The following is a 2,519-nucleotide window of genomic DNA, read 5'->3' on the forward strand; positions in this document are numbered from 1 at the left end:
ATTTGTCAAGTATCATAAGTAAAATACTCTGGTTTTTGGCTATTATATCAAATCTTAACTCGATTGTCTATCTTTTGGTATTAACCTGTTGATGCCTTAAGTCCTTCCCTATATGGATTTCAGATACTTTTGAGCGTAGGCGCTCTCATCGAATTTTATTTTAAGTTAATTATTTGCATAACAATTCCCGAAGAGCCGTACCATTTAAGACAAGGGAAATTTTGTTATAATTGCTTCTGGATAACCCCGATTGCTTTCTTGGATAAATAAATGCTTTTTGGGTCAACAACTAACGAGATGCTCGTTTTAATCCATGATTACTAAAACATTTAATTGGCGAATATCATAACTATAAATAGACAAGTATTTTCCGATATTTTGCCAGCCAGAAGGGAAATAAATAACGAGACTAAATCTGACTTCATCTTCATTTTCTAGTTGCTGAAATTATTAAAATAGATAAAACTGTCACTAATTACCAAGATAAAATCAGCCCTTTTATTTATATGTAAACTTATACTATCAACCATCTCTATTCTCAATTAAAATGTTTAAAACTCGTCTTTTTGCTAGGCCAAGTAATCTCTTTTTTTTGTTATTAATTTTGGCGATTATTTTTAATCCTTTCGTGATTGTCAATGCGGGAGAAAGAGGGGTTTTAATGGTTTTTGGTCAAGTACAGGAGAAAATACTTAATGAGGGCATTCACGGGATTATTCCCGTTGTTAACACGGTAAAAAAACTAAGTGTGAGAATCCAAAAACAACAGATAGCGGCCGAAGCTTCCTCCAAAGACCTACAGGAAGTATTCACAGATGTGGCCCTGAATTGGCATATTTTAGCATCAGAAGTTAATAATATTTTTCAACAAATTGGCGATGAAGCGGCTGTCATCGAACGAGTGATCGATCCAGCAGTGGAGGAAATTCTCAAGGAAGTTATGGCTAAATATACCGCCGAAGAATTAATTACTAAACGGGAGGAGGTGAAAGGGGAAGTAGATATTCGTTTGAGCGAAAGACTGAAAAATTATCATATCGGTGTCGATGATATTTCTTTGGTTCATGTCAACTTTTCCGATCGCTTTACCGAGGCGGTGGAAGCCAAACAAATTGCCGAACAGGAAGCCAAAAAAGCCGGTTTTATGGTGCTGAAAGCTCTGAAAGAATCGGAAGTGAAAATCAATCTGGCTAAAGGAGAGGCGGAAGCTCATCGCATTCTCCAAGATTCCTTAAGTCCAGAAGTTTTACAGAACAAAGCGATCGAAAGATGGGACGGTAAACTCCCCCTATTTATGGATGATAATCTGCTCAAGTCCCTTGAATTGGTTAAAGATAAGCGAAAAACTAGATGATAAAAACAATTTATTAAAACCATAAGAAAGAATACTTGATTTTATTGAACTTCCCAGCGAGGAACTCCTCTATGTTATTTAAATCCCAAAAGACAAAGCAGAAATTTAACCCTGATTACTGGCGAGATCATTCGGCCAACGAACGCACCTATCTGTCTTGGATGCGCGCTTCCATCGCTTTGATGGGTTTTGGTCTGGTCATTTTGCGTTTACGAACAGTATCTTCGTCATCTCTAGGACTGGGTTGGTTGTTGGGTTTTGTCTTCGCTATGGTGGGATTATTAACCGTTGTCATCGCCACGCGCCGATATTTTCTCATCCGGCGAGCGATCGATAGTAATAGCTACGAACCTGCTCAAGTCTGGATTATTTGCTTTAGTATAGCGATCGCTTGTCTAGGGTCGGGAATTCTCTATTTTGTCGCCACCAGTCCCGATAGCGGTGGAGTAGAAAGCATCGGTTTCGATTAAAACCCCATCCTCGGACGGAGCGGGATGGGGAGAAAATTGCTCGATACAGGCGGTAAAATCCAGATAACTACTTAGAATTACCCATTTTCCGACCTTTCCCAGGAAGGGGCGAAAGGTGGACAAATCAAAGGACAGGCGCGCCAATGACTGTGGACAGCGACTCCCAAGCGTTGACAATAGCCGTTTCCTCTCCCCTGAAACTTATAAAACCGACAATAACGACAGGTGGAGGAACAACTGACAACTTTGGGGAGAGGATTTCCCTTGGTTTCGATCGCTGTTAGTTTTGGGGATAGGGTGGAAATGGTGTCTAGCAAGGAAGTCTCCAAGGCTAACGGGGTTCACTAGCGACTCTTACCGTACCTAGTCCCAAATTATGTCACAGTCGCCCATCCTCCCGGAGTATAACGGTTGACACGCTCCTAAAAAATTGAGAAAATCCCTTGCTGCCAGAACTATTCCACCACAACACGCCTAGAAAAGCCCCAACTTAAGGAGGCCGCCACCATCATTAATACCATCCACTCTGGCGGCAAATAGGTTGGTTGACAAGCTTTTAATAACAATCTTCCCCCTACCGCTAAAACCGTCAGATAGGCCGCATCTTGTAGGTAAACAAACTCAGCTAACCACCTGACAAATAAACCGGTCAAAAATCGTAGGGCTAACATTCCCAAAATACCACCAGTCAGAAG

At 40.9% G+C, this 2,519-nt stretch carries 4 protein-coding genes; 2 read left to right on the forward strand and 2 right to left on the reverse strand.

Features of this window, described 5'->3' with window-relative positions; translation table 11 throughout:
* Positions 1–547 precede the first annotated feature (547 nt).
* Together PX484_RS08350 and PX484_RS08355 are read left to right on the forward strand one after the other, a co-directional pair.
* Positions 548–1,354 carry a prohibitin family protein gene (locus tag PX484_RS08350; RefSeq protein WP_288103432.1) on the forward strand — a complete coding sequence of 269 codons (807 nt, stop codon included), beginning with the start codon at positions 548–550 and terminating at the stop codon, positions 1,352–1,354.
* A gap of 71 nt (positions 1,355–1,425) precedes the next feature.
* Entirely contained in the window at positions 1,426–1,824 is a 399-nt protein-coding gene (locus PX484_RS08355) for a YidH family protein (protein WP_002762678.1), read from the forward strand.
* Between the two features lie 77 nt (positions 1,825–1,901).
* On the opposite strand, the gene PX484_RS08360 is transcribed toward PX484_RS08355, so the two are convergent.
* Both PX484_RS08360 and PX484_RS08365 read right to left on the reverse strand, forming a co-directional pair.
* Positions 1,902–2,141 (reverse strand): hypothetical protein, encoded by a 240-nt coding sequence (locus tag PX484_RS08360; RefSeq protein ID WP_223210634.1) that lies wholly within the window; start codon positions 2,139–2,141, stop codon positions 1,902–1,904.
* Between the two features lie 138 nt (positions 2,142–2,279).
* Positions 2,280–2,519, reverse strand: a 240-nt coding sequence (locus tag PX484_RS08365) for a TerC family protein (protein WP_502882708.1), incomplete at its 5' end; no start/stop codon positions are given.

Origin of the sequence: Microcystis sp. M49636_WE2, assembly GCF_030065375.1 — a bacterium.
In the GTDB taxonomy this organism is placed as follows: Bacteria; Cyanobacteriota; Cyanobacteriia; order Cyanobacteriales; family Microcystaceae; genus Microcystis; species Microcystis aeruginosa_C.

What these genes read in the sequence shown, in the direction of transcription:
- PX484_RS08350 (WP_288103432.1), top strand. Translation starts at nt 548, where the DNA reads ATGTTTAAAACTCGTCTTTTTGCTAGGCCAAGTAATCTCTTTTTTTTG.
- PX484_RS08355 (WP_002762678.1), top strand. Translation starts at nt 1,426, where the DNA reads ATGTTATTTAAATCCCAAAAGACAAAGCAGAAATTTAACCCTGATTAC.